At 72.5% G+C, this 26,346-nt stretch carries 23 protein-coding genes; 10 read left to right on the top strand and 13 right to left on the bottom strand.

Annotated elements, in window-relative coordinates; genetic code table 11:
* Positions 1 to 16 precede the first annotated feature (16 nt).
* Both AB0B98_RS15890 and AB0B98_RS15895 read left to right on the top strand, forming a co-directional pair.
* The gene (locus tag AB0B98_RS15890; protein WP_357363270.1) at positions 17 to 1,006 is read left to right on the top strand and encodes an ATP-binding cassette domain-containing protein; all 990 of its coding nucleotides are present in this window, start codon (positions 17 to 19) and stop codon (positions 1,004 to 1,006) included.
* Entirely contained in the window at positions 1,003 to 1,788 is a 786-nt protein-coding gene (locus tag AB0B98_RS15895) for an ABC transporter permease (RefSeq protein WP_357363271.1), read from the top strand. Before AB0B98_RS15890 ends, AB0B98_RS15895 begins: the two co-directional genes overlap by 4 nt.
* Positions 1,789 to 1,791: 3 nt before the next feature.
* Here the strand turns inward: AB0B98_RS15895 and AB0B98_RS15900 are convergent, their stop codons facing one another.
* Positions 1,792 to 3,027: an APC family permease gene (locus tag AB0B98_RS15900; RefSeq protein WP_357363273.1), complete on the bottom strand. Its 1,236-nt coding sequence runs from the start codon at positions 3,025 to 3,027 to the stop codon at positions 1,792 to 1,794.
* Positions 3,028 to 3,037: 10 nt separating this feature from the next.
* Positions 3,038 to 3,775, bottom strand: coding sequence for a phosphatase PAP2 family protein (locus tag AB0B98_RS15905; RefSeq protein ID WP_357363314.1), 738 nt, complete (start codon positions 3,773 to 3,775; stop codon positions 3,038 to 3,040).
* A gap of 120 nt (positions 3,776 to 3,895) precedes the next feature.
* Between AB0B98_RS15905 and AB0B98_RS15910 the strand changes: the two genes are divergently transcribed.
* Positions 3,896 to 5,119, top strand: a complete 1,224-nt coding sequence (locus AB0B98_RS15910) for a DUF4032 domain-containing protein (RefSeq protein WP_238667043.1) — start codon at positions 3,896 to 3,898, stop codon at positions 5,117 to 5,119.
* A 22-nt stretch (positions 5,120 to 5,141) separates the two neighbouring features.
* On the opposite strand, the gene nagA is transcribed toward AB0B98_RS15910, so the two are convergent.
* Genes nagA through AB0B98_RS15925 form a run of 3 tightly spaced genes read right to left on the bottom strand, consistent with a single transcriptional unit; the run spans position 5,142 to position 8,186 of the window.
* Entirely contained in the window at positions 5,142 to 6,251 is a 1,110-nt protein-coding gene (gene nagA / locus AB0B98_RS15915) for an N-acetylglucosamine-6-phosphate deacetylase (protein ID WP_357363276.1), read from the bottom strand.
* Positions 6,248 to 7,201, bottom strand: a complete 954-nt coding sequence (locus AB0B98_RS15920) for an ROK family protein (protein WP_357363278.1) — start codon at positions 7,199 to 7,201, stop codon at positions 6,248 to 6,250. The genes nagA and AB0B98_RS15920 overlap by 4 nt, the downstream gene beginning before the upstream one ends.
* A gap of 55 nt (positions 7,202 to 7,256) precedes the next feature.
* Positions 7,257 to 8,186: an SIS domain-containing protein gene (locus AB0B98_RS15925; RefSeq protein WP_357363280.1), complete on the bottom strand. Its 930-nt coding sequence runs from the start codon at positions 8,184 to 8,186 to the stop codon at positions 7,257 to 7,259.
* A gap of 200 nt (positions 8,187 to 8,386) precedes the next feature.
* On the opposite strand from AB0B98_RS15925, the gene AB0B98_RS15930 reads away from it, so the two are divergent.
* The 6 genes from AB0B98_RS15930 (at position 8,387) to AB0B98_RS15955 (ending at position 13,784) form a co-directional block, all read left to right on the top strand.
* Positions 8,387 to 9,172, top strand: coding sequence for a DeoR/GlpR family DNA-binding transcription regulator (locus AB0B98_RS15930; protein WP_238667040.1), 786 nt, complete (start codon positions 8,387 to 8,389; stop codon positions 9,170 to 9,172).
* A 121-nt stretch (positions 9,173 to 9,293) separates the two neighbouring features.
* The gene (locus AB0B98_RS15935) at positions 9,294 to 10,304 is read left to right on the top strand and encodes an ATP-binding cassette domain-containing protein (RefSeq protein WP_357363282.1); all 1,011 of its coding nucleotides are present in this window, start codon (positions 9,294 to 9,296) and stop codon (positions 10,302 to 10,304) included.
* Positions 10,301 to 11,317 (top strand): ABC transporter permease subunit, encoded by a 1,017-nt coding sequence (locus tag AB0B98_RS15940; protein WP_357363284.1) that lies wholly within the window; start codon positions 10,301 to 10,303, stop codon positions 11,315 to 11,317. Before AB0B98_RS15935 ends, AB0B98_RS15940 begins: the two co-directional genes overlap by 4 nt.
* Before the next feature lie 253 nt (positions 11,318 to 11,570).
* Positions 11,571 to 11,975, top strand: coding sequence for a DUF3263 domain-containing protein (locus tag AB0B98_RS15945; RefSeq protein WP_357363286.1), 405 nt, complete (start codon positions 11,571 to 11,573; stop codon positions 11,973 to 11,975).
* 227 nt (positions 11,976 to 12,202) lie between these two features.
* On the top strand, positions 12,203 to 13,126 hold the full coding sequence (locus AB0B98_RS15950) for a hypothetical protein (protein ID WP_357363288.1): 924 nt from the start codon (positions 12,203 to 12,205) through the stop codon (positions 13,124 to 13,126).
* Positions 13,127 to 13,274: 148 nt separating this feature from the next.
* The gene (locus tag AB0B98_RS15955) at positions 13,275 to 13,784 is read left to right on the top strand and encodes a GNAT family N-acetyltransferase (protein WP_238667033.1); all 510 of its coding nucleotides are present in this window, start codon (positions 13,275 to 13,277) and stop codon (positions 13,782 to 13,784) included.
* 52 nt (positions 13,785 to 13,836) lie between these two features.
* Here the strand turns inward: AB0B98_RS15955 and AB0B98_RS15960 are convergent, their stop codons facing one another.
* The 8 genes from AB0B98_RS15960 to AB0B98_RS15995 all read right to left on the bottom strand — a co-directional run bounded on the left by AB0B98_RS15960 (position 13,837) and on the right by AB0B98_RS15995 (position 23,123).
* Positions 13,837 to 14,769: a superoxide dismutase gene (locus AB0B98_RS15960; RefSeq protein WP_357363289.1), complete on the bottom strand. Its 933-nt coding sequence runs from the start codon at positions 14,767 to 14,769 to the stop codon at positions 13,837 to 13,839.
* Between the two features lie 93 nt (positions 14,770 to 14,862).
* Positions 14,863 to 17,076, bottom strand: a complete 2,214-nt coding sequence (locus AB0B98_RS15965) for an AAA family ATPase (RefSeq protein WP_357363291.1) — start codon at positions 17,074 to 17,076, stop codon at positions 14,863 to 14,865.
* Between the two features lie 36 nt (positions 17,077 to 17,112).
* Positions 17,113 to 17,613, bottom strand: coding sequence for a hypothetical protein (locus AB0B98_RS15970; protein ID WP_238667030.1), 501 nt, complete (start codon positions 17,611 to 17,613; stop codon positions 17,113 to 17,115).
* A 38-nt stretch (positions 17,614 to 17,651) separates the two neighbouring features.
* A complete protein-coding gene (locus AB0B98_RS15975) occupies positions 17,652 to 18,407 on the bottom strand; it encodes an ATP/GTP-binding protein (protein ID WP_357363293.1) in 756 nt (251 codons plus the stop codon).
* Entirely contained in the window at positions 18,385 to 18,873 is a 489-nt protein-coding gene (locus AB0B98_RS15980; RefSeq protein WP_357363295.1) for a DUF742 domain-containing protein, read from the bottom strand. Before AB0B98_RS15980 ends, AB0B98_RS15975 begins: the two co-directional genes overlap by 23 nt.
* Positions 18,870 to 19,343 carry a roadblock/LC7 domain-containing protein gene (locus tag AB0B98_RS15985; RefSeq protein ID WP_238667027.1) on the bottom strand — a complete coding sequence of 158 codons (474 nt, stop codon included), beginning with the start codon at positions 19,341 to 19,343 and terminating at the stop codon, positions 18,870 to 18,872. The genes AB0B98_RS15980 and AB0B98_RS15985 overlap by 4 nt, the downstream gene beginning before the upstream one ends.
* The gene (locus tag AB0B98_RS15990) at positions 19,340 to 21,958 is read right to left on the bottom strand and encodes a nitrate- and nitrite sensing domain-containing protein (RefSeq protein ID WP_357363297.1); all 2,619 of its coding nucleotides are present in this window, start codon (positions 21,956 to 21,958) and stop codon (positions 19,340 to 19,342) included. Before AB0B98_RS15990 ends, AB0B98_RS15985 begins: the two co-directional genes overlap by 4 nt.
* Positions 21,945 to 23,123, bottom strand: a complete 1,179-nt coding sequence (locus AB0B98_RS15995; RefSeq protein WP_357363299.1) for a hypothetical protein — start codon at positions 23,121 to 23,123, stop codon at positions 21,945 to 21,947. Before AB0B98_RS15995 ends, AB0B98_RS15990 begins: the two co-directional genes overlap by 14 nt.
* A 372-nt stretch (positions 23,124 to 23,495) precedes the next feature.
* On the opposite strand from AB0B98_RS15995, the gene AB0B98_RS16000 reads away from it, so the two are divergent.
* On the top strand, positions 23,496 to 26,346 hold a 2,851-nt coding region (locus AB0B98_RS16000), incomplete at its 3' end, for an alpha/beta fold hydrolase (RefSeq protein WP_357363300.1).

The raw sequence follows: 26,346 nt of genomic DNA on the forward strand, positions 1-26,346 counted from the left end.
GCCGCACCGTGGGGGCATGACGACATTCGAGGTGGTCGCCGAGGGTCTGGGCAAGCGGTACGGCCCGACCCGCGCGCTCGACACGTTCGACCTGACAGTGCCGCCCGGCACTGTCCACGGACTGCTGGGACCGAACGGCGCGGGCAAGACGACTGCCGTACGGATCCTCACCACGCTGCTGCGCTTCGACACGGGACGGGCCACAGTGGCCGGGTACGACGTGCTGCGCCGGCCGGAAGAGGTGCGTGCCCGGATCGGGCTGACCGGGCAGTACGCGGCTGTCGACGAGATCCTCAGCGGCCGGCAGAACCTGGAGCTGTTCGGCCGGCTGTTCCGGCTCGGCCGACGGGAGGCCCGCCGACGCGCCGGTGAACTGCTGGAACGGTTCGGGCTCGACGAGGCGGCGAGCCGGTCCGCCGGTGAGTACTCGGGTGGGATGCGCCGCCGATTGGACCTCGCCGCCAGCCTGATCCGTACGCCGCGGGTGCTGTTCCTGGACGAGCCGACGACCGGCCTGGACCCGCGCAGCCGCAACCAGGTCTGGGACCTGGTCCGTGGTCTGGTGCGGGACGGGACGACTGTGCTGCTCACCACGCAGTACCTGGAGGAGGCCGATCAGCTCGCCGATCGGATCTCGGTGATCGACGCCGGTCGGGTGGTGGCGGAGGGCTCACCGGACCAGCTGAAGGCGATGACCGGCGGCGACCGGATCGAGGTGGTGGTCCGCGACGCGGCCGAGCTGAGCCGAGCGGCCCGTCTCGTCGCGTCGATCTGCGGGGCGGAGCCCGAACTCGACAGCGAGGTCCGACGGCTCAGCGTGCCGGTGCTCGATCGCGTCGCCGGTCTCGTCGACGTGGTACGCGCGCTGGACGACGCCGGGATCGCAGTAGAGGACATCGGTCTGCGGCGCGCGACGTTGGACGAGGCATTCCTGCACCTGACCGGGCACCGGCCGGACGACGCCCGCGAGCCCGTCGGGGCCGGACGAACTGTGGAGATGGCATGACCACTGCGATCGCCGACGGCTGGACGATGACCAGGCGGAACATGACCCACGTGGTCCGCGCGCCGGAGGAGCTGATCCTCTACTTCTCGCTGCCGATCATGTTCGTGCTGGTCTTCGGGTACGTGTTCGGCAGCGGCATGCAGGTGGCGGGTGGCGGCAGCTACCGCGAGTTCCTGCTGCCCGGGGTCTTCGTGATGACGATGCTGTACGGGCTGGGGGCCACCGCGACCGGCGTGGCGCTGGACCTCAGCCGGGGCGTGGTCGACCGGTTCCGGTCGATGCCGATGGCACGGTCCGCCCTGATGACCGGTCGCAGCGCCGCCGACCTGCTGCGCGCACTGCTGGAGATGTCCACCCTGCTGGTGTGTGGCCTGCTCGTCGGGTGGCAGTGGCGACAGGGCGTCGGCAAGGCGGTGCTCGCCGTCGGTCTCCTCCTGCTGCTGCGAATAGCGATCACCTGGGTCGGGATCTACCTGGCGTTGCTGGTCCGCAACCCGGAGACGGTCGGCGTGATCGTCTTCCCGGCGGCGTTCCCGTTCACGGCGATCTCCAACGTCTTCGTGTCGCCGGAGCTGATGCCTCCGGTCATCGGGACGATCTCGGAGTGGAACCCGCTGTCGGCGACAGTCGCGGCGATCCGCGAACTGTTCGGCAACCCGGGCCTGGGTGGCGACTCCTGGCCGGCCGAGCACGCGATGCTGTTGGCGGTGCTGTGGCCGGTGCTGCTGATCGCGACGTTCGCCCCGCTGGCCGTGCGCCGCTACCAGCGGTTGAGCCGCTGACGGTCAGCGGCGGGCCCGCAGGGCGTAGAAGGCGGCACCGACGGCGAGCACACCGAAGCCGGCGAGAACGCTGCCCAGTGGCAGGTTGACAGCCAACAGCAGACAACCGAACAGCCCCAGACCGGCGAGCACCCGGACCGGCAACCGCCGGTCCGGGTCCCGGCCCAGTGTGAGCGCAGCCGCGTTGGTGATCGCGTAGTAGACCAGCACAGTGCAACTGGAGAAGCCGATCGCGTCGCGTACGTCGCCGAGCAGCACCACCACGATCACCACGGCGGCGACCGCCAGCTCGGCGCGGTGCGGCACCTGGTGCACCGGGTGCACGGCGGCCAGCGCACCGGGCAGGTCACGGCGGCGGGCCATGGCGAGGGTGGTCCGCCCGACCCCGGCGACCAGGGACAGCAGCACCCCGACAACGGCGATGGTGGCACCGGCGCGGACCACCCACGCCAGGCCGGGCAGCCCGGCGGCGGTCACCACGTCGGCCAGGGGCGCGGCGGAACCGGCCAGCCGGTCGGCGCCGAGCACACCGAGCGCGACCACGGCCAGCACCAGGTAGATCACGAGCACCACCCCGAGCGCCAGCGGCACCGCGCGCGGGATGGTCCGCTGCGGGTCGCGGACCTCCTCGCCGAGTGTGGCGATCCGGGCGTACCCGGCGAAGGCGAAGAACAGCAGCCCGGCGGCGGTGAGCACGCCCCGCGCCGAACCGCCGGGCTCGCCGAGCCGGCCCAGATCCACCGGCCCACCGACCAGGCCAACGACCGTGACCACTGCCAGCACCACCAGCACCAGCGCGACCAACGCCCTGGTCACTGTGGCGGTCTTGCCGATGCCACGCAGGTTCACCGCGATCACCGCGAGCACCGCGCCGACGGCGACCAGCCGGGCCTGGCCCGGCCAGAGGTACGCCCCGATGGTCAACGCCATCGCCGCGCAGCTCGCCGTCTTGCCGACAACGAAGCCCCAACCGGCCAGGAACCCGGCGAACGGCCCGAGGCGCTCCCGGCCGTAGACGTAGGTGCCGCCGGACTCCGGGTAGAGGGCAGCGAGTCGCGCCGAGCTTGTCGCGTTGCAGAAGGCGACAAAGCCGGCCAGCGCCAGCGCGGGCAGCAGGCCGGCACCGCCGGCCGCCGCCACCGCCGGGCCGAAGACCACGAAGACGCCCGCGCCCAACATCGAGCCCAACCCGATGACAACCGCATCGGGTACGCCCAGCCGCCGCGCCAGTTGCTCCACGAACTGGAACCTAGGGGTACGAGGTGAACGGCCGGTCCCACTCGCGTAACCGGCCGGGGAGCGGCACACCGTCCCACGGTGCCCGGTGCAGCAGCCGGTCCAGGAGCAGGCCCAGCAGCAGCCCCGCCACCGAGTCGGTCAGCCAGTGCCAGCCGAGGTACGTGGTGGTGGTGAGGACGACCAGCGGCGGCACGACGCGGATCACCGTGACGAGCCGGGCCGGCAGTTGACGACCGAAGCTGCGGGCCAGCGGGGCGAGCAGCAGCGCGATGACCCCGTACCAGACGATCGCGTTGGCGACGTGCCCCGACGGGTAGGACTGGGCGAACCGCACCGGCAGGTCGTCGTGGAACAGCGGCACTGTCTGCTCGGGCGTCAGGAACGGCTCCTTGACGCTGGCGCTCGGTGCCGCCCGCGCGGTCCAGATCTTGAGTGGGCCGATCGTCAGGTTGGTCAGCACGAACGCGACCACCGGCGGCAGGATCGGCCGCACCGACCGCAGCCGGACGGCCAGCAGCACGCCCAGCCCGGCGGCGATCAACGTCAGCGGGGTGCCCTGGCCCAGGAAGTTCAGCACCCGGGCGACCCAGTACGCGGCGGCCGGCCGGTGCCCGTCGGCCCAGTCGGCGACCGACCGGTCCAACCCGAAGAGCTGCTCGGCGGCGAGCGCCACAGTCAATCCGGCCAGACCGACCAGCAGGAGCGCGTCGAACCACCAGCCGGCCGGGCGGACGGGCCGTAGCCGCAGGTCACGTCGTACCGCTGTGGGTTTGAGCACGCGACCACGCTACCGGCCCGGCGCGAGGCCGGGGTGTGCGGCGCTGTGGGCCCAACCACGATCAGGGGCGGATGCGGGGGGCGACCAGTCATGCTTGTGCCCGTGCGGATCACGTCTGCCCTCGTGGACCCGGCGCTGCTCGACCTGCCCTGGTCGACACCGCTGGAGGAGTGGCCTGCCCAACACCTGGTGGCGCTGCCGCAGGGCATCTCCCGGCACATCGTCCGGTTCGTCCGGTTGGGCGACTACGTGTACGCGTTCAAGGAGACCCGCGAGCGGATCGCCGAGCGGGAGTACGACCTGCTCCGGGCCCTGGAGCGGATCGACTTCCCCTCGGTCGAGGCGGTCGCTGTCGTCGCCGACCGGCAGACCGAGGACGGGGAGCCGCTCGAATCGGTGCTGATCACGCGGCACCTTCAGTTCTCGTTGCCGTACCGGGCGCTCTTCTCGCACACCCTTCGGCCGGAGACGATGAGCAGGCTGCTCGATGCGCTCGCCGCCCTGATCGTGCGAATGCACCTGACCGGCTTCTTCTGGGGCGACTGCTCGCTGTCGAACACGCTGTTCCGGCGGGACGCTGGCGCCTTCGCCGCCTACCTGGTGGACGCGGAGACGGGTGCCCTGCACAACAAGCTCTCCAACGGCCAACGCGGTGAGGACCTGGAGATCGCCCGGGTGAACATCTTCGGTGAGGCGCTGGACCTGCAGGCCGCCGGCCTGCTGCACGAGTCCATCGACCCGGAGGTGGTCTGCGAGGAGGTCGTGCAGCGCTACGAGCGGCTCTGGCACGAGATCACCTATGAGCAGGCGATCGAGCGGGAGGCCCGGCACGACATCGAGGGCCGGATCCGCCGCCTCAACGAGCTGGGCTTCGACGTCGCCGAGGTGGCCATGTCGTCAATCGACGACGGGCGGTTCCTGGTCCGGCCGAAGGTCGTCGACGCCGGCTACCACACCCGCCGGCTGCTGCGGCTGACCGGGCTGGACGCCGAGGAGAACCAGGCCCGCAAGCTGCTCAACGACCTGGACGCCTACCGCGCGGAGAGCGACCTGATCGACGAGCAGCAGGCCGCCCACCGCTGGCTCACCGAGGTCTTCGAGCCGGTGGTCCGGGCCGTCCCCGCGCACCTGCGCCGCAAGCTGGAGCCGCAGGAGCTGTTCGCCCAGATCATCGAGCACAAGTGGCTGCTCTCCGAGCAGGCCGGTCGGGACGTCGGGATGCGCCACGCGGTCCAGTCGTACCTGTCCGACGTGCTGGTGCACCGCCCCGACGAGCAGGCCGTCCTCGGCGTCGAGGTCCCCAGCCTGAGCTGAGACCCAGCCTGGTTTCTGGGCGTCACTCCACCCAGGAGCCTGCGCGTAGCACCCGCACCACGTTGAGGTCGTCGTCGAGCACCACCAGGTCGGCGCGGAGGCCCACCTGGAGGGACCCGACCCGGTCGCCCAGGCCGATGGCCCGCGCCGGGGTGGTCGCCACCATCCGTGCGGCGTCGGCGATCGGGATTCCGGCGTTCACCGCGTGCCGCAGCGCGGCGTCCATGGTCAGTGTGCTGCCGGCGATAGCACCGTCGCGGGCGAGTCGGGCCACCCCGTCGGCGACGGTGACGGCCTGGCCGCCCAGTTCGTACTCGCCGTCGGGCATTCCGGCGGCGGCCATCGCGTCGGTGACCAGCGCGGCCCGGTCCGGCCCCGCTGTCGCCGTGACGTAGGTCAGCATGCCGTCGTGCAGGTGCACCCCGTCGGCTACCAGCTCGCAGATCACTGTGGGCGCGTCGAGCAGGGCCACCACCGGGCCCGGCTCGCGGTGGTGCACCGGGCGCATCCCGTTGAACAGGTGGGTGCCGACGCTGGCGCCGGCGGCGACCGCGGCGCGGGTCTGCTCGTACGTGGCGTCGGTGTGGCCCACAGCGGCCACCACCCGCCGCGCGGTGAGCAGCTTGATCGCCTCCAGCGCGCCGTCACGCTCCGGGGCGAGGGTGACCATCCGGATCGCGCCCCGGCCCAGCTCGATCAGCTCGGTCAGCTCGTCGGTCGACGGGTCACGCAGGTACTCCGGGTTCTGTGCGCCGCAGCGGGCCGCCGACAGGTACGGGCCCTCGAAGTGGACCCCCGCCAACACGCCCTCCTCGACCAACGGGGCGAACGCCTCGGTGGCCGTACGCATCAGCGGAAAAGGCGCGCTGACCAGGCTGGCCAGCAGCGTGGTGGTGCCGTGGGCGAGATGGAAGTCGGCCGCCTTGCGGGCCTCGTCGGCGTCCCCCGTGGTGAAGGTGTGCCCGCCACCGCCGTGCGTGTGCATGTCGACGAAGCCGGGCAGGATCCAGTGCCCGTCGCGCACCGACGGATACTCGGCCACCGCTGTGATCCGATCACCGTCCCACTCGACGCAGCCCTGTCGGACGACTCCGGTCGGGGTCACCACTCGGCCGTTCACCCGTACGGTCATCGCTTCTCCTGATGGTCACGGACACCCACGGCGTCCAGGGCGAGCAGAGCGGCACCGAGACAACCGGCCTCGTCGCCGAGGGCTGCCGCGACTAGTTGCGGCTCCCTGTGGAAGGTCATCCGTTCGTGCAGCGCCCCCCGCAGCGGGGTCAGCAGCCGGTCCCCGGCCTGGGCCAGGCCGCCGCCGAGCACAATCGTCGCCACGTCGAACAGCGCCTGCCCGCTGGCGAGGCCATCGGCGAGCGCCTCGATCGCCTCCTGCCAGACCTGGCCGGCGAGCGGTTCGCCGGCCGCGGCCCGTTCGGCCACCTCGGCAGCCGTCACCGGGGCGTCCGCGGTGTCGCCGGCGAGTTCGGCGTAGCGGCGGCCGATCGCGGCGGCTGACGCGACCGCCTCCAGGCAGCCGGGGCGGCCGCAGCCGCAGCGCGGACCGTCGGGCCGGACCAGGATGTGGCCGATCTCCCCGGCGGCACCGTGGGCCCCCACCGCGGCCGTGCCGTCCACGACGTGCGCGGCGGCGATGCCAGTGCCGATGGCCACGAACAGCACGTGCCCGGTGCCGCGGCCGGCACCCAGGCGGGCCTCGGCGAGACCACCGACGCGCACGTCGTGGCCGAGCGCCGTCGGCAGGTCGAGCCGCCGCACCGTCAGGTCCCGCAGGGGTACGTCCCGGAAGCCCACGTTCGCCGACCAGACCGCGACGCCACGCGCCTCGTCGACCACCCCGGGCACGGCGATGCCGACCGCGATCGGGGTGAGCCCGTCGGCGCGGGCCTTGTCGGCCAGCCCACCGGCCACGTCGAGGATGGTGCCGACCACGGCGGCCGGGCCGCGGGCGGCGTCGGTGGGGTGCCGCTCGGTGCGCACCACGACGCCGTCCGGTCGGACCAGCGCGCACTTCATGCCGGTGCCGCCGACGTCCAGCGCAACGACAACGCGGTCGTCGCTCACGGCGCCATCTCGGTTCGCGACTGCGGGGCTCGCAACCCCGGCTCACTCCTTGCGCTCACGCCAACACCACGGACCGGGTGAGGTGGCGGGGCGCGTCCGGGTCGAGGCCCCGGCTGGTGGCCAGCGCGACAGCGAAGCGTTGGGCCAGGATGAGGTCGGCCATCGGATCGACCGGGGTACGGCCGGCGGACCAGCTGCCCAGCACCGTGCGCCAGCCGTGCGTGCGGCTGTGCACGAAGGCCGCGCCGGTGGCGGCCACATCCTCGGGTAGCCCGTCGGGCAGCTCACCGAACGCCCAGACCAGCCGGCCCGGCGCGGCGACCGAGATGGGCCCGTGCCGGTAGTCCATCGCCGGGTACGCCTCGGCCCAGAACGTGGCCGCCTCGCGGCACTTCAGCGCCGCTTCCTGGGCCAGCCCGACAGTCCACCCCCGACCGAGGAAGGTGACCTGCCCGATGGTGGCCGGGTCGATCGGCAGCGGGGATCGCACCGCCACCTCGGCGTCGGCGGCGAGCGCTGTCACCGGGTCGCCGAGCTGGGCCCGGAGCAGGGCCAGCGCTGTGGTCGCGAAGCGGGTCTGCACCACCGACCGTTCGTCGGCGAAGGGCAGGGCCACGGTGGCCGTGGCCAGCGCGACCGCCGGGGACGTGGGATCACCGACGATGACGGTGGTAGGTGTCCGTCCGCGCAGCGCGGCGAGCAGCTCCAACACCTCGGTGGTGGTGCCGGAACGAGTGATCGCGATCAGCCGGTCGTAGCGGCGGCCGGCGGGAAACTCGGAGGCCTGGAACGCGTCGGTCTCACCCTGGCCGGCCTGTTCGCGGCGGGTCGCGTACGCCATCGCCATGAACCACGACGTGCCGCAACCGACGACGGCGACGCGCTCCCCGGGGCGCGGCAGGTCACCGCGTACCACCTCGACCAGCCCGGCCGCCTCCCGCCAGCAGTCGGGTTGGCTCGCGATCTCCGCGTCCACGTACGCCATGGGAAACTCCTCGCAGGGCCGATCGGTGCGCAATACGGCTCGTTAGACCCGCATTTCGCGCGTTATTCTGCGCGAACGCAGGTGACCATGGCAACCGGCCGACCGATCGCGCAGGTCAGTCTTTTGCGCCAGCCTAGTTTCGCGCACTAGTGTGCACGCAATCAATCACCGTCCGTGCAGTTGCTGGGAGGGCCCCCGCGGTGGACAGGTACGCCAGATGGAATGCCCTGCTCGAAATGCTGACCGACAACGGCCGGGTCAGCGTCGAGGCGGCAGCCGAGCGGCTGGACGTCTCCCAGGCCACCATCCGGCGTGACTTCGACCAGCTCGCGCAGCAGCAAATGATCACGAGGACCCGGGGCGGCGCGGTCGCCAACGGCGTGTCGTACGACCTGCCTCTGCGCTACAAGACGGCCAAGCACTCGGCCGAGAAGCAGCGGATCGGGGCGGCGGCCGCCGCGCTCGTCACGCCGGGCACAGTGGTGGGCCTGAACGGCGGCACCACCAGCACCGAGGTGGCCAGGGCGCTCGCCGTGCGACCGGATCTGAACACCAGCGCCGAGGGTGCCCAGCTCACAGTGGTGACGAACGCGCTGAACATCGCCAACGAGCTGCTGGTCCGATCCCGGATGAAGGTGGTGGTGGCCGGCGGCGTGGTGCGCCCGAAGTCGTTCGAGCTGGTCGGCCCGCTGGGCGGGGCGCTGCTGCGCGAGGTCACCCTGGACATCGCCCTGCTCGGCGTGGACGCGATCGACCCGCAGCTCGGCGCCGCCGCCCACCACGAAGGGGAGGCGGCGATGAACAACCTGATGGTGGCCCGCGCCAAGCGCGTGGTCATCATCGCGGACTCGTCCAAGCTGGGCGGTCACGCCTTCGCCCGGATCTGCCCGGTCGAGAGGGTGGAGACGCTGGTGACCGACTCCGGTGCCCCGCCGGAGGTGGTGGACGCGTTCCGCGCTGCCGGCGTACAGGTCATCTGCGCCTGAGCGGTCACGTTCCGTCGATGAACTAGCCCGATCGGCGCGTCGATGCATACCGCGTATTGCGCGCCGCTGCATACCGCGTATGGTGTCGGCTGTCACGCCCACCCATCGGGGGAGGTGCAGCTTGCCAGCTGTCCTGGAGATCGAAGGTCTACGTAAGACGTACAAGAGTCGTCGACGCGGCACCCGCAACGCGCTCGACGGCTTCGACATGCGGGTCGACGCGGGGCAGGTGCACGGCTTCCTTGGCCCCAACGGGTCCGGCAAGACCACCACGCTGCGTACCCTGCTCGGCCTGATCCGACCCGACGGCGGCCGGATGGCGCTGCTCGGGCACGAGGTACCCGACGCGCTGCCCACTGTCGCCGGTCAGGTCGGCGCGATCGTGGAGAGCCCGCAGTTCTTTCCGCACTTCACGGCCCGGGACACGCTGTCCCTGCTCGCGGGGGCGGGCGAGGTGCCGGCCGTCCGGGTCGACGAGGTGCTGGAACTGGTCGGGCTACGCGACCGGTCCGGCGAGCGGGTCAAGACGTACTCGTTGGGCATGAAGCAGCGGCTCGCCGTGGCCTCGGCCCTGCTGAAGAACCCGAAGCTGCTCATCCTCGACGAGCCGGCCAACGGCCTCGACCCGGGCGGCATCCGGGAGATGCGCACGCTGATGCGCACCCTCGCCGAATCCGGAATGACAGTGGTGCTGTCCAGCCACATCCTCGGTGAGATCCAGCTGATCTGCGACTCGGTCACCATCATCTCGCTCGGCCGTCGGGTCGCGTTCGGACCGGTCGACGAGGTGCTCGCGCAGCACTCGTCCGGCGCGGTCCGGATCCGGCTGGAGGCGGTCAGCGACCTGCCGCTGGCCACCGAGACGCTCACCCAGGCCGGGATCCGGGTCACCGGTCACCCGGACCACCTGATGCTGGCCGGCGTCGACAAGCCGGCGTCGGTGACCCGGCTGCTCGCCGAGAAGAACCTCTACGTCAGTGAGTTGGCGCCGATCGCCGTCGACCTGGAGAGCGTCTTCCTCGAACTGACCGCCACCGCGCCGGTACCCGGGCAGCACCGGCAGGTCGACGAGTCCATGAAGGTCGGTGGGACGGGTCAGCCTGGCCCCACCGGAGGAGGGTGGGGCGCGTGAGCCTCTTTCGTACCGAGCTGCGCCGGCTCAGCAAGCGGCGTTTCACCCGATACATGACACTGCTCGGCCTGCTGGTGCTGGCCGCGGTGGTGGTCGGGGTGTTCTTCACCAACCAGAAGATCGACGCCGGCCAGCTCGCCCAGGCCGAGCGTCAGGCCGACCAGCAGTACCAGGAGCAGGTGCGCTGGAGCGAGCAGGAGCGCGCCGCGTGTGAGCAGGCCAAGACGGCCGGCACGGCGACCGACGGCCGGTACCCGGACGACTGCTCGGTGATCACGGCCCCGTCCCGGGACCAGATCGAGGCGAGTTGGTTCCTGCCCTCGACGTTCGACTTCAAGGAGACGTTCGCCGAGACCCTGATCCCGTTCGCGGCGATCCTCGCCCTGGTCGGGTTCGTCATCGGCGCGTCCTTCGTCGGCGCCGAGTGGAGCACCGGCGGCATGATGAACCTGCTGCTCTGGCGGCCGAAGCGGCTCACCGTGCTGCTCACCAAGCTGGCCGCGCTGCTCACCGGCATCCTGGCGGTGACGCTTCCAGCCGCGGTGCTGTGGTTCGCCGGGTTCTGGGCGGTCGCCAACTTCCGGGGCAGCACCGAGAAGATGACCTCGGGGGTCTGGCAGTCGTTCCTGCTGACCGGTGTACGCGGTGTGGTGCTGGTGTTGGTGCTCACCACCATCGGCTTCGCCCTCGCCTCGCTGGGTCGGCACACCGCGATGGCCCTCGGTGGCGTGGTGGCGGTGATGGTGGTCGGCCAGTTCGGCCTGGGCATCCTGTTGTCCATGGCGAGCGTGCGGTTCGCCGAGGCCTGGCTGTTGCCGACCTACGCGCTGGCCTGGATGACCAAGACGGTCACCTTGCAGGACTGGAACTCCTGCAACGCGACCTACTACGGGGAGTGCAAGCCGGCCACGATGGACATCACCTGGCAGCAGTCCTCGATCCTGCTCTCGGTCGGGGTGGTGGTGATCCTCGGGGCGGCGCTCTGGGCGATGCGTCGCCGCGACATCTCCTGACCCCAATGCTCGACGCGAAGGCCCCTGGCTCAGGCCGGGGGCCTTCGTGCGTTAGTGGGCGCAACCATCCGCCTCACGTGGGTCCTTTGCTCTGCACCCGCCGAAGCAACAGTGAGGCCCCAAGCGGTGGTGCCTGGGTGGGTGCAGAGCAAAGGTGTCGGGCGCAGCGCCTGTGGCTACCCTTCCGCGACGCCGGCGCTGCCAGCCGCGCCGGCTGGTGCGACCCAGGTCATCCCTGGCTAGGCTGAGTGCCATGTCCGCCGACGCCGCCCCGGCCACGCCCGAGCCGTCCACTGACGCTCGTCGAGGTGATGTCGAGGGCACTGTCGGGCCGGCGGTCCCGACTCCGCGGCCGGTGCCGCCAATCGAGACCACAGGTGATCCCGAACCGGACGATGGAGCGGGCGTTGAGCCGAGCGGTCCGACAGCCGGGCTGACCGAACGGGAGCGGGCCATCCTCGCCTTCGAGCAGCAGTGGTGGCGGCACGCCGGTGCCAAGGAGCAGGCCGTCCGGGACACCTTCGGGATCTCCTCGACCCGGTACTACCAGCTGCTCAACGGCCTGCTGGACAATCCGGCCGCCCTCGCCGCCGACCCCGTGCTGATCAGCCGGCTCCGCCGGTTGCGCTCGTCGCGCGCCCGCAACCGCCGCCGCTGAAGCCCCCCGCCCCGCCCCGCCCCCCCCGCCGAGCCCCCGCCCCGCCCCTCGCGATCTTGCACTTTCGGTCGCCCTTTAGCGGCTTTCGCGAACTTTTGTCGGGGCACGAAGTGCAAGATCGCGGCGTCCGGCGGCGCAGCCGCATGCAGGCTTGCTCGGCGGGTAGGCGGGTAGGCGGGGGCGGGCCTGGGGGGCTTGCGGCCTTGGGGTCCGGGAGGGAGCGGGGTATGACGGCGAACCAGAGCGGTGGAGGACAGCAGGCCCGCCAGGAGGCATCGACCTTCGACAGCGCTGACTCGACCGGTGTGCCGGGGCCGGCGCCGGTGATGCGGGTGCGCTCCGCGTCCGCGCCGGCCCCGGGCCGGCCGGTCAACGAGGATCTGGTCTTCCGGTTCGGCCCGCTGGTCGGTGTCCTGGACGGCGCGACGGTGCCGGACGGCTTCGACACCGGCTGCGTGCACGGGCCCGAGTGGTACGTCCGGCACCTGGCGGCCCGGATCGGCGTCGCCGAGGCGGTACGCCCGGCCGCCCGGCTCACCAGCAACCTGGCCGCGGCCATCCTCGCGGTGCGCGCCGACCACGGCGGGCAGTGCGACCTCGACCATCCGGGCACCCCGTCCAGCACTGTGTGCCTGCTGCGGGACTGCGGCGACCAGGTCGACTACCTGGTGCTCTGCGACAGCCCGCTCGTCCTCGACATCGGCGGGCAGGTCAGCGTGGTCACCGACAACCGGCTGGACGCGGCGATGACGGAGCTGCGGGAGACCGTGGCGATCGTGCCGGGCGGCGCGGCGGACCCGGTCACCCGGTTCCGGCACGCGGTGAGCGTCCAGCGGGAGCGGATGAACCGCACCCACGGCTACTGGGTGGCGGCCTCCGACCCGGACGCGGCCTTCCACGCGGTCACCGGGACCGCGCCCCGGCATGGTCCCGGGGCGCTACGGCGGGCGGCGCTGCTCAGTGACGGCGCGTCCAGCGCGGTGGAGCAGTTCGCGCTCACCGACTGGGCTGGTCTGCTCGACCTGCTGAGCGCCGACGGTCCGGGCGCGTTGATCGACCGGGTGCGGGACGCCGAGCGCGACCACCCCGACCGACTGCGCCGACACAAGTCGACCGACGACGCCTCGGTGGTGTTCTGCGAGTTCGGGTAGGCGTTTGGGCCGTTGACACCCGGTCGGGTGACAACGGAGCGTGATGTGGAACACCCAATGCGCCCGACCGGCCGGTACCGCTGTCCGGACCGCCAGTGGATGGCCAATGGGGTGGACTTCGGCCGATGAGGGCGGCAGACTGCGGCACGTGGCGGGTGCGGTCCGGCTGGAGCCGGTGGACGAACGGAACCTGGAGCCGTTGCTCTCCGTAGCGGCTGCGGAGGCGGAGCCGGGTGATGTGATGCCCCCGGTCGAGGCACCCGCCGGCTGGTCGCTCGCCCGCCGCGAGGCGTTCCGCGAATTCCACCGGGCAAGCTTCGGCGGGCTGGACGGTCCGACCGGTTCGCAGATGTACGCCATCCTCGTCGGCGGCGAGGTGATGGGCATGGTCCGGATGACACGCTGTGACGAGCCGCGGACTGTGGAGACCGGGATGTGGCTCGGACGGTCGGCGCGCGGGCAGGGAATCGGCGCGGCCGCCCTACGGGAACTGCTGAACGCCGCCGCTCGGGCGGGCATGCGGGCAGTGGTGGCCGAGACGACCCCGGACAACATCGGCGCTGTGGCGGTCCTGCAGAAGTGTGGCGCGAAACTGCGCGAGGACGACGGCAAGGTACGCGCCGAGATCTGCCTCGATTCGACGCCGCCCGCCTTCTGAGCTGGCCGGCGCGGTCGGCGGCGACCACAGGGATCGCCGCCGACCGCCTGGGTCAGGCCGGCAGCCGAACGATGTCGTAGTCGGTGCTCGGCGTGGGCTCCACGTCGAACCGGCCGTTCACCACGTACAACGCGGAGCCGAGCAGGTCGCCGGTGGCCGGCGACCGCAGCTGCGGTCCGGTGATCTCCCGCTGCACCACGCCGGCTGTGTAGCCGGCGTTCATCCGGACCACTGCGACGACGTTGGTCAGGTTCCGGATCACGTAGAGGGTGTGACCGCGCAGCACCAGCCCGTCGGCGCGCTCCACCGAGTAGCCACCGAGGTCGACGAGTCGGCTCCCGCCGGTACGGGGGTCGACGCGCACCAACTGGCCGGACAGCATCTGCGCGACCAGCAGATCGCCGTCCGGCAGCGCCACGATCCCATTGTGGTAGACGTCGGGGGTGGCGGCCGGACCGCTGAGTTGCAGCACCCGGACGGCGGTGGGGGCCGGAAGTCGGCCACCTGGGCCGAGGGGCACCACGTAGAGCACCTGGCGTGCGGAATCCGTGAAGTAGACCGCCCGTTGGGTGATCACCAGGTCGTTGACGTAGCTGCCCGGCACATCGGTGAACTGGTAGTGGGCAAGCTTGGCACCGGTGTCGGCGTCGTACACGCTCGCGCCGCCGCCGGAGAAGTCGGCGGTCCAGAGCCGGCCGCGCGGGTCGAGCTTGATGCCCGCCTTGTCGGTGCCCGGTGTGCCGGGGATCAGCACCGAGCCGTGGCCGGTGCGTAAGTCGCCGCGCCACACCGCGCCATCCAGGATGGAACTCACGAACACAGTGGTGCCCCGACCGATCGTCAACCCTTCCGGGGTGAACCCGTTCGGCAGCGCGATCCGGGTGGGGAAGGGCTTCGCTGGATGAGCCGTCGCAGGTGCGCCGACCGAGACCAGTGTCGCCGCCGCCAGCAGGGGGACGAGGAGGAGTGAGAGCCGCTTACGCAAGGAACACCACCTGACGTCGCAGTGGATGACTCCACTGAGGAATGTGACGTACTAGGAACGCCCTGGCCGCGACGAAAGGTTGTGCTGGTGTGATCACTCCCGGTTGGCGGCGTACGCGGACAGCCAGGCGACCTGGGCCGGGTCCAGCGACGGTCGTACCCGGGCCCGTGCGGCCGACACGTGCTCGGCGGTGACAGTGGCGGCGGCGAGCGACTCCCGCATGGCGGCCAGCGCCGCCTCGCGGACCAGCGCGGCGCACTCCGCGGCGGAGAAGCCGGTCAGCTCGTCGCCGAGGGCGGACAGATCGACGTCAGGCGCCAACGGCACCTGTCGGGACGCGGCCCGCAGGATCTCCGCGCGGGCGGCCCCGTCCGGCGGTGGCACGTAGACAAGCCGCTCCAACCGGCCCGGCCGCAGCAGCGCGGGGTCGATCAGGTCCGGCCGGTTCGTCGCGCCGACCACCACCACGTTGCGCAGCGTCTCCACACCGTCCAGCTCGGTGAGCAGGGCGGCGACCACCCGATCCGTGGTGCCACCGTCGGTGGCCTGGCCGCGGACCGGCGCGAGCGCGTCCACCTCGTCCAGGAAGATCAGGGTAGGGGCCGCCTCCCGGGCCCGACGGAACAACTCGCGGACCGCGCGTTCGCTCTCACCGACCCACTTGGAGAGCAGCTCCGCGCCCTTCACCGACAGCACGTTGGCCCGCCCCGACCCGGCCAGCGCGGTGACCAGGTAGGTCTTGCCGCAGCCCGGCGGCCCGTAGAGCAGCACGCCGCGCGGCGGCTGCACGCCGAGCCGGGCGAAGGTGTCCGGGTAGGTCAGCGGCCACAGCACCGACTCGGTGAGCGTCTGTTTGACCTCGTCCAGGCCACCCACGTCGTCCAGGGTCACCGAGGCCAGATCCAGTGTCGACGCCGCCATCGTGGTGGGCCGGACCACCTCCCGGGCGGCGGTGAAGTCGGCCATCGACACCGTCGGCGTCTCGGCGGACTTCTGCCGCAGCGCCGCGCGTACCCCGGCCTCCCGGACCAGTGCGGCCAGGTCCGCCGCGACGAACCCGGGGGTACGCGCGGCCACTTCGTCCAGCCGGACGTCGTCGGCCAGCGGCACCTGCCGGGTCAGCACGGTGAGCTGTTCGCGGCGCAGCGCCTGATCCGGGAGTGGGACGCTGATCCGCAGCGACAGCAGGTCGGGCGCGCGCAGTACGGGGTCTACCGCCTCCGGTCGGCCGGTGGTGCAGACCACTGCGACTCCGGCGCGGATGCTCTCCGCGAGCACCTGACGGAACACCGTCGCCACCGGACCGGGATCGTCAGCGGGTGCGAGCGCCTCGACGTCGGTGAACAGCAGTACGGCAGGGCCTTCGGCCCGGGCCGCCGCTGCCGCGACGCGCAACCGCTCGGCGGCGGCCTGACTGGCCAACGCGGCCACCTCCGGCGCCCAGAGCGGCTGAACACGGGCACCGACCCGGGCGGCCACGGCCCGGACCAGCGCCGACTTCCCGGATCCCGCCGGGCCGACGAGCAACACCCCCAACGAGATCGTGGTGCCGAGTCGACCCAGCACCTCCCGGTGGTGGAAGCCGAGGTCCAGCAGCTCGGTCAACTCCTCGGCCTGGGCCCGCAGCCCGGGCAGCTCGTCCACGTCGGGCGCGTCCTCCGCCGCAACGGCGTCGGCGCTCGTACCCGGCCGTGTCGACGCGGCGCCGACCGGGGCGGGCCCGCCGTGGGTCGTCGCACCGTGCTCCCAGGCGACCGAAGTGCCCATGGTGACCAGCGCGCCGGCCGCCGGCTCGACGGTGACAACTTTGAGCAGCGTGCTGGTCCAGGCGAAACCGACGGTGTTGGCGAGGCTGTGTCGCGCCGCCTCGACCAGGCTGCGGACCGAGGCGTCCGGCAGCACGTCCTGCGGCAGCAGCGACACGTCGTCGCCCGCGGTGAGCACCTTGCCCAGCAGGGCGAGCCGGAGCATCTCCGGGCTGACCGCCGCGACGACCCCCACCGGCCCGGCCAGGACGACCCTGCCCGCCGACACCAACGGCACCGGGCTCACCCGCACCTGACCGCCGTCGCGCAGACCCAGGTTGCCCAACGTCAGGTCGTCGGCGTACAGCAGGGCGCTGCTCGCGCCCGGCCCGGCCGCCGCCGCGATCCCGGCCGTCTCCCGGCGGCCGACGAGGCGGACCGGGTCGCCGGGGCGCAGCCCCAGCGCTGTCAGCGCCTCCGGGTGCAGGCGCACGATGCCCCGTCGGGCGTCCAGCGCCGCCGGCCGCAGGCTCGCCGTCAAGGTCAGGTCGGGTTGCGCCACTGCCCGACCGTAGCCGCCGGCAGCCAGCCGTGCCGGTCAGCGCCGCGGATCGAGCTCGTCCAACAGCGTCGGGTCGCTTCGGATCAGCTCGGCCAACCGGGCCGCCGGGTCCGGCGTCAACCCGTCCGGACCGGGTGCCCAGGCGGGCACCGTCCGACCGGAGAGCGGCCAGGCCGGCGGGGGTTCCACAGGCGTCGGCGGGGGAACCGGCCCGACCGTGACGGCAGGCCCGTCCCAGGAGACCCGCATCGGGTACGTCCGCCCGGCGTGCTCCACCTGCACGGTCACCGCCAGCCCGGGGTAGGCCCCGACGACCTGGCGGACCACCTCGGCCACCTCCTCGACCGGGCCCCAACCGGCCACCTCGCTCGGCGTCTCCACCCCCGCGTGCCGGCCCGACCGGGCGTTGCGGGTGTCGCCGCCGAGGCCGGGCGGGCTCGACGGTGCGGTGGTGTCGTCACGGTCGGCGGCCCGACGGCGCGACGCCTCCTCACGTCGGGCCAGCCGGGCCAGCGTCTCGTCCAGGTCGCCCCTCACCAGATCACCTCTTCCCGCCACGGCCGGAGCTGGTCGGCTCAGGCCCTCCTGTCCCGGGTAGCGCGGTCCAGCGCGCGGTCCAGGACGACAAGTAGTGCGTCCCGCACCGAGAGCCGGTCGCGGGCATCGAACTGCACCAGAGGTACATGATCACCGATCGCCAGCGCCCAACGGATCTCGGCGAGCTCCAGGGCCAGTCGCCCGTCGAACGCGTTGACTCCGACGACGAACGGCAGCCCGGCCCGCTCGAAGAAGTCGATGGCCGGGAAGCAGTCGTCCAGCCGGGCGCTGTCCACCACCACCAGCGCACCGAGCGCTCCCCGGGCCAGGTCGTCCCACATGAAGCCGAACCGGGTCTGCCCCGGCGTGCCGAACAGGTAGAGCTTCAGGCTGCGGTCGATCGTCACGCAGCCGAAATCCATCGCCACCGTGGTGGTGGTCTTGGTGGACCGGGCACCCGGGTCGTCCACGCCGATCCCGGCGGTGGTCATCTCGGCCTCGGTGGTCAGGGGCGCGATCTCGGAGATCGCACCAACGGTGGTCGTCTTGCCCACCCCGAACCCACCCGCCACCAGAATCTTGACCGGGATCGGCGGTGCGGCCGGCTTACCGGACGAAGGCATCGAGCCGGCATCGGACGAGGGCCGGTACGGGGGCGGCGCGGTCGGCGGTGGGCCGGCCCGCCCGACTATCGGCCCGGTGCCCGGGGACATGCCGTAACGGGCGGCGGCGCTGTTCGCGGCGACCCCGCCGAGCGGGGCGACCGGCCATTCAGGAGATCGCACGGAGTCCATCAATCACTCGCAGGATGAGATCGGGGTCGACAGCGTCGTCGGTGTCGGTCACGTGCACGTCCAGGTGCCCGGCGGCGCGTAGATCGCCGACCAGGACCCGCGTCACGCCGAAGTGCAGTCGGGCGCGGGCCGAGATCTCGGCCACCGAGATCGGCTCGACGCAGAGCGCGATGATCGTCTGAAGTTCCGGTGCCAGCAGGGCGCCGGGTGGGCCGGCCCACCAGCCGCTGTCCATGCGGGCTGTCACCTGGGTCTCCAGCCCGATTGCCGGGTCGGCACCCGCAACCCGCCCGGAGGTGAGCACGAACGGACGGGGACCGGCCGGCCGGTCCCCGTCCGGCTCCGGCTCGGGCAGCGCCGGTGTCGCCGCCGGGCCCACCCCGGACGGGGGTGACGTGCGCAGGTACGGCCGGATCCGAACCCTCGGGTCCGGGTCCGGATCCTCGCCGGCGACGTCGGGGGTCACTGCTGAACGGCGTTCTTCAACTCGACGATCAGTCGCGGGGTCAGGGCGCCACCGGCCCGCCCGGCGAAGAGCGTCATCTCGTACGCGACGGTGCCCAGGTTCGCCGAACGGTCGGCGACCACCCCGAGCACGGAACCGCTGCTGATCGCGCTGATCAGCAGGTAACCGTCGGCCATGTCGACGATCACCCGGTTCAGGCCGCCGAGGGCGTACCAACTGGCGGCCCCACCGGCGAGGCTGGTCATCCCGGACACGACGGCGGCCAACCGCTCCGCGTTGGATCGGTCCTTGATCGCCGACATGGCCATCAGCAGGCCGTCCGAGGAGACCGCGATCGCCTCCAGGACCCCGGCGGTGCTGGACGTGAAGGAGTCCAGCAGCCAGTTGAACGTACGGGCCTCCGGGCTGAGGTCCCCATTGGCGCCGGGCTGACTCTGGTCGACATTGTCGTGCAGGAAGGGGCTGGTCACCGTGATGATCCTTCTTCGTTCCGGTGGTCGGGGCTGACTTCGCGGAGAGCGCGGGCGACGCCCGCCTCGAACTCGCTGATGAGGTCGCGTACCTCGGCCGGGTCACCGAGGTCGGTGCTGGGCGGTTGGCAGGCCGGGATGGCGGTGAGGTTCGCTCCCGGCACCCGTCGGCTCAACCTGGGTCGCTCCGGTGCGGCATCGGTCGAGCCACCACCACGCGGCACCGTGGGGCCGGCGCCTCCCGGGGTGCTGGGCAGGTCGACGGTCGTGCCCAAGTCCACCACGGCCGCCCCGGCGCCGGCCGACGGGTCGCTGGCCGTCCGTGTCGACGCGCCGTCGAGGCCCGGTGCCACGTGCAGCTCGGCGCGGCGTACACCGGCTTGGAATGCCTCGACCAGCGCGCGGGCGGCAGCGGGGTCCGCGCCGGTGGCGTCCACCGGCCGGGTTGTCGGGGCGGCGGCGTGCAGCGTCGCCCCGGGCACCCGCTGCCGCACCCGTGGCCCGCCCGGCTTGCCCACCGGTTCCGGGCTCTGGGGTTCGGGAGCGGCCTGCTCCGGCTGGCCCCGACCGAACGCGTTCCAGGACGGGCCGGCGTCCAGGCTGAGGGTGGCCCGGCTCAGCAGGTCCGAGTCGAAGCGGGCCGGCGCGGCGACGGCCACCGCGCTGGGCCGCGCTTCGAGCTCGGGGCTGGGCGTCGCCGTCGTACGCCGGTCCCGATCCGGCACCGCGGCGCGGGCCACTGTGGCCCCGGCGCGGTCGGCGCGGCGCAGCACCAGCGACGTCGACGGGATCTCCAGCTGCGCGGTGACCCCTCCGCCGCCGGTGGCGGCCAGGGCGACCTGCCAGCCGTGTCGACGGGCCAACCGGCCCACCACGAAGAGACCGAGCACCTCGGTCGGGGCCAGGTCGAGCCGTTCCCGGCGGGTGAGCCGGGCGTTCTCCGCAGCCAGGCGTTGCTCGCTCATGCCGATGCCGTGGTCCACCACTGTGAGACGTGCCCCGAGGCCGGACGTCTCGGCGGCCACCAGCACCCGGGTGTGCGGCGGGGAGAAGACTGTGGCGTTCTCCATCAGCTCGGCCAGCGCCAGGACGAGGTCACCGACCACCGCCGGGGCGGCCGAGACGCCGACCGGAACCTGCACCTCCACCCGGGTGTAGTCCTCGATCTCGCCGAGCGCCAACCGGACCACGTCGGCCAGCGGCACCGGCGCCGTGTGCGCGTCGGCGCCGGCCGAGCCGGAGAGCACCACGAGGCTGCCGGCGTTGCGCCGCAACCGGCTGGAGATGTGGTCGAGCCGGTACAGGTGCTCCAGGCGGCCCGGGTCGGCCTCCTGCTGCTCCAGCCGGTCGATGAGCGCGATCTGCCGACCCACCAGGTTCTGCGTACGCCGTCCGACGTGGCCGAACATCTGCGCCACGTTGCGTCGGCCGGCGACCTGCCGCTCGACCAGTTGCGCAGCGGTGTTCTGCACCCGGTCGAAGGCCCGCGCCAGATCGCCGATCTCGTCGTTGGCGCGGACGTCCACCGGCTCCAACCGGACCGCTTGAGGTCTCTCCGCCTCGTCGTCGGTGACCCGGACCAGCTCCGCCTCGGCGACCCGGGCGACCCGGTCGGCCGAGCGGGTGAGTCGGGTCAGCGGTCGAGCCACCGTCCGTGCCACCGCCACGCTGAGCAGCACCACCAGCGTCAGGATCAACGCCGCAGCGGCACCGACCAGGTACGCGGCGGTCAGCGCGCGCCGCTGCTCGGCGGTCACCTCGGCGAGCACGTCGGCGACAAGTTTCTTCTCGACGAACTGACCGAGCCGGATCATCGTGCGGACGGCTGGGAAGAGCGCCTCCATCGGCACGTTGCGGACCGCGGCGGCCGGATCCCGGGCGCTCCTGACCAGGAAGTCGGGGCTGGTACGCGCGGCCACGGCGGCGTCGTTGAGCTGGGCCACCTTGAGCTGCTCGGGCGTGATCAGGCTACGGAAGCGCGAGTTGTCGACCATGAGCGCGGCGATGCACGCCACGTACCCGGCGGTGGTGTCCGGGGTGCCGATCGCCTTTACCAGCAGGCTCAGGGTGGCGCAGGTGCCCAGGCCCTCGTCGGAGCGGAGCAGCCCGTCGAGGGCGAGCACCTGACGGCCCGGCAACGTGTCGGTGTCCACCCCGACCACCAGCCGCAGCGACTCGATGATCCCCTTGTTGACCGGGCCGAACGCGTCCATGACCTGACCCGGGCTGGCGGCCCGGGCCAGGACGGCCGTGCGCAGCTCGACGAGGCTGGACACGCCGTCGAGGGCGTCGTCGACCTGGTCGGTCAGCGCGTCACTCCGCGCCGCCCGCAGGTCGGCCACCCGATCGTCCACGTCCGCGGACTTACGGACCAGCTCACTGCGTTCGACCCGGCCGAGCAGGAAACCGACGGAGAGGATGCGTTCCTGCTGGAGGTCCTGAACGAGGCTGCCGACCCGGCTGGCGAGCCGGACCCGTTCGGCGGTGTCGCCGGCCCGCTGTGCCGCGGCGACCCGGTCGAGCATCACCGGCACGGCCAGGCCGACCATGCTGAGCAGCGGAATCACCACGAGCAGCGCGAGCTTGCCGCGGATCCGGAGCCTACCGAGCAGCATCGAATGCCCCCCACTGTGCAATCTCCGGGTCCTGGGCCGCGCCGACCGGTTGCAGCGCACGCGGCTCGTCGGCCGGCGGTTGCCACGGATCGCGCAGCGGCGGGGTGTCGGGACTCTCCGCGTGGGTCGCGGCCAGAGCGGCCCGCCGTCGTGCCCGGCGACCGGCGGCGACCAGCAACGCGGCGAGCCAGCTCAGCAGCAGGACGGCGACGACACCCGCCCCGGCGGTCAGCCAGCGGTCCCCGTCGAGCCGATCGATGCGCTCGGCCAGCAGGGAGTCCAGTTCGGTGAGGATGACCGGCTGAAGTTGGCGGGCGGAGCGCTGCGAGCTGACCGCGGCGGCACTCAACTGGCCCGGGTCGACCACGCCGGTCTCCTTGTCCGGCAGGGAGTACCCGGCGAGCGCCTCCACCGAACGCTGGTAGGTGTCCAGCGGGGTCAGCACGTTCGCGCCGAGGTCGGTGCTCTCCGAGCCGTCCACGGCCGAACGCAGGTTGTCGACGAGGTCCGCGGCGGGGGCCAGGGCGGAAACCCGCAGACCGGTCAGCTCCAGCAGGCCGCGCGGCTGCTCGGCGGCCGGCCGGCGGGAGACGAGCGTGGCCAGGTCGGCCAGCCGACCGGCGCCAACCACGGCCTCGGGCAGTTCCTGGCCGGCGCTGTCCTGGAGGAAGAACGAGTCGGCCTCGGGGTCACGGACCAGCCCGGAACTCTCCCGGACCTTCCGGTGCAGGGCCAGCAGCAGGTCGGAGACCTCGCCGTACGCGGTGTAGGCGGCCTCGGGGTCGGTGGCGCTGCGGCCGCGCAGCGCCTCCAGCTTGGCGCGTACGCCGGCCCAACGTTCCTGGCTGAGCAACTCCCCGCCGATGCGGGCGTCCACAGCGGCGACCTTCTCGACCGCCCCGTTCAACGCGTCCCGGGCGACAGGGCGACCGTTGACCGCGTTGGACTGGGCCTCCACGAGGGCGTCGGTGACCGCCGCCAGCGCGGTGAGGTACTGCACGCCGAGCCGTTCCCGGGCGGCGAGGTCCCGGTCGTCGGTGACCTGCCGCCAGTTCGACGTGACGAGCAGGCCCAAGGGTGCCAGCAGTGCTCCGATGAGCAGCAGGGGCAGCAGCCGGCCCAGCGTGGACGGCCGTCGACGGGCCCGCGGCGCGGGGGTTGTCATGTGTGTCTCCTCCGGCGTGGGGCGCTGATCGGCGCGGCGTCGGGCTGGCCGACAAGTCCCGTGCACCGGACCGGAAAACTAATCGAACCCCCGCCTGGTCAGACCTCACTCGGCGAGTCAGGTTCGCGTCACTTCGAGCCATGTCACCATTTGTCCGCGTTACCGCCACGCTCTGTGTCCGCTGTGGGTGTGACATGGAGGGATCGATGTGGATATCCGCGGAAGATCGGAATTCACGGGATCCGAACTCAACTCGCTGTGCCGCGTCGGACGGTGCGCGCTCGCACCCCACCGCGCACCGATCGGAGCAACCGGACGGACGTACGGCGGATCTCAGCCAACGCTCAGGCTGCGGGCCGTACCGTGTGCCGCATGACATCGCCGTCGCCGGCCGCGTGGTTCCGGCGTGCCCTGCCCACCCGCCGCCGGGCGATCACCACCGCGGTGGTCGTCGTGCTGCTGGCCGCCGCCGTGACCTGGGCGGTGTGGCCACAGGGACCGGGCGTACGCACCGAGAGCGCGATGCTCACCGTCCGCTCCGGACCGTCCGGTGACCAACCGGTGGACCTGGACACCACCCTTTACCTGCCGGACGACGCCTCGTCCGATCGGAAGGTGCCGGCGGTGCTGCTGGCGCACGGGTTCGGCGGCACGAAGGAATCGGTGCGCTCCGACGCGGAGGAGTTCGCCGGGCGCGGCTACGCGGTGCTCACCTGGACGGCGCGGGGTTTCGGTCGCAGCGGCGGTGAGATCCACCTGGACAACCCGGACTACGAGGTACGCGACGCTGAGCGCCTGCTGGACTGGCTGGCCGCGCGGCCGGAGGTACGCACCGACGCGGCCGGCGACCCGAAGGTCGGTGTGGTCGGCGGCTCGTACGGCGGTGGGTTGGCCCTGCTGTTGGCCGCCCAGGACCGTCGGGTCGACGCGATCGTACCCATGATCACTTGGAACGACCTGTCCCGCGCGTTCCTGCCGGAGAGCACCGGCGCAGCGCCGACCGAGGGCGTGTTCAAGAAGGGCTGGGCCGGCCTCTTCTTCGGCGGTGGCGGAAACGTGGGCTCCGGCCCGGCTGGGCTCTCCGGCGCGACCGCCGCCCAGCCACAGGGCGCACCGGCGTCGGCCGGCCCGCCCAGCCCCGGGCCGGGCGCCGGCCCCGGCACCGGTCCCGGTGGCGCCCCGGCCGGTGCCGCCGACCCGTCCTGCGGTCGGTTCGCCGCCGACGTGTGCGCCGCCTACCTGCGGATCGCCACCACCGGCCAGGCCGATCAGGCCGCCGTGGACCTGCTGCGCCGCTCCAGCCCGGCCGGCGTGCTGGACCGGATCAAGGCACCCACCCTGCTGGTGCAGGGCGAGGCGGACACCCTCTTCCCGCTCGGTGAGGCGGACGCCAACGCCAAGGGCATCGCCGCCACCGGCACCCCGGTACGGGTCGCCTGGTTCACCGGCGGGCACGACGGTGGCAGCGGACCCCGGTCGGACTCCGACCGGGTGAAGTTCCTGACCGTCCAGTGGCTGGACCACTACGTGAAGGGCGAGGGCGACGCCCCAGGAGACGACTTCACCTGGTCGCGGATCGCCGGCTTCGACGCCCTCGACCGGGGCCTCGTCGCCACCGGGTTCCGCCGCGCCGACTACCCGGGCCTGGCCGGCAACGCCCGCCGGGAGGTGACTGTCGCCGGCCCGGCACAGCCGATCGCGAACCCGCCGAACGGCAACCCGGCCGCCATCTCCTCCATCCCGTTCGCGGGCGGGCTCGCCTCGCTGCTGGACGGCGTGGCCGGTGACGTACCCGGCCAGCACGCCCAGTTCGAGTCCACCCCGCTGACCGAGGCCGTGGACGTGGCCGGTTCGCCCACCGTCACGGTGCGGGCAGCGTCGCCGACCGGCGAGGCGGTGCTCTTCGTCAAGCTCTACGACGTCGACCCGGACGGGGCGGCCACCCTGCCGAACGGCCTGGTCGCCCCGATCCGACTCACCGGCCTTCCGCAGCAGGTGCAGGACGCCCGCCCGGTCACCGTGACGCTGCCCGGGATCGTCCGCCGGGTGGAGGCCGGGCACCGGCTGCGACTGGTGGTGGCCACCTCCGACCAGGCGTACACCACACCGGCCACGCCGACCGTCTACACGGTGGCGGCGGACGGTGCGGTCAGCCTGCCCACCGTCAGCGGTGAGCCCATCCCCACCGCGGCCACGATCTGGCGCTGGGTGCTCGCCGGCCTGCTCGCCGCCATCGTGATCGGGCTCGTCGTGGTCGTCGCTCTGGTCCGCCGCCGGCACCGCCGCCAGGACCGGTCGGTGCATCCGGAGTACGCGGACACACCGCTGGCCGTGCGCGCTCTGCGCAAGGAGTACGCGGACGGCTTCGTCGCCGTGTCGAACGTGGACTTCGAGGTGCACCCCGGTCAGGTGGTGGGTCTGCTCGGGCCGAACGGCGCCGGCAAGACCACCACCCTGCGGGTGCTGATGGGGCTGACCCAGCCGACCGCCGGGGAGATCTACGTCTTCGGTCGTCGGCTGGTGCCCGGCTCACCGGTGCTGTCCCGGATCGGGGCGCTGGTGGAGGGGCCGGGCTTCCTGCCGCACCTGTCGGGTCTCGACAACCTGAAGGCGTACTGGCGGGCCACCGGGCGGCCGTGGGAGGACGCACAGTTCGACGCGGCGCTGGAGATCGCCGGGTTGGGTGACTCGGTGCACCGGAGGATCAAGAACTACAGCCACGGGATGCGTCAGCGGCTCGCCATCGCCCAGGCCATGCTCGGTCTTCCCGAACTGCTGGTGTTGGACGAGCCGACCGACGGGCTCGACCCACCACAGATCGCCGAGATGCGCCGGGTGCTCCAGCGGTACGCCACCGACGGCCGGGCGGTGCTGGTCTCCAGCCACCTGCTGGCCGAGGTGGAGCAGACGTGCACGCACGCGGTGGTGGTGAACAAGGGCCGGATCGTGGCGTCCGGGCCGGTGGAGGAGATCGTGGGCGAGTCGCCGAGCGTGCTCTTCGACGTCACCGACCCGGTGGCGGCGCGGGCGGTGCTGGACCGGCTGCACGGGGTCCGTGTGTTGCCGGAGAGCGACGGCCAACTGGTGGTCGACACCAACGGCACGGCCCGCAGCGAGGTGGTGGCGGAGCTGGTGCGCGCCGGCATCGGAGTGGACCGGGTGGTGCCTCGGCGGCGCCTGGAGGACGCGTTCCTCGCCCTGGTGGGCGAGAACTCTCGGGGAA

Source organism: Micromonospora sp. NPDC048947 (genome assembly GCF_040649495.1).
Lineage (GTDB): Bacteria > Actinomycetota > Actinomycetes > Mycobacteriales > Micromonosporaceae > Micromonospora > Micromonospora alfalfae.